The sequence below is a fragment of the Ruegeria sp. SCP10 genome, assembly GCF_040329495.1.
Taxonomy (GTDB): domain Bacteria; phylum Pseudomonadota; class Alphaproteobacteria; order Rhodobacterales; family Rhodobacteraceae; genus Ruegeria.
On the sequence record NZ_JBDZYF010000080.1, the window covers coordinates 1 to 456 of the forward strand.

Below are 456 nucleotides of genomic sequence, written 5' to 3' on the forward strand. Positions count from 1 at the left end.
CAGCATGTGCTGAATATCGGGAGAGGCCTGCTGATATCCCGTCTCCCGGAAACTGCGCCACGATTCTGAATCCGCGGTCACATTAAATTGCGATGAAGCAACTCTAAGCGCAACGACCACTCCTGATTCTGACAAATGTATCCCACCAGCTTCGAGGTGCTTGGAGATTGCCTGGCTGCTGTACTTTTGAGATTTCAGATCGAGGATGATCTGCATAACATCACGGGTCACCGCCTTGGGCATACCCTCTGCTGACAGGCCCGCATCCGCTCGAAGCGCCCTGCTGATCGTTGCATGGCTAATTTGAATATTGTCCTCTTTCAGCGCGGCGCTGATCTTTCTGCCAGACAATCCCTGGTCTCTCAGCGCCTTGATCTTCTCAAACACTTCCGGGGTTACTTTTGATGAGTGGTTTTTATGTGGTGTATTGCCGCTGCCTGTAACAGCTTCTTGTGG

At 51.8% G+C, this 456-nt stretch carries 1 protein-coding gene; it reads right to left on the bottom strand.

The features are described from left to right. A partial coding sequence (locus ABLN87_RS22360; RefSeq protein ID WP_353014316.1) for a helix-turn-helix domain-containing protein occupies nt 1–456 on the bottom strand: 456 nt, incomplete at both ends.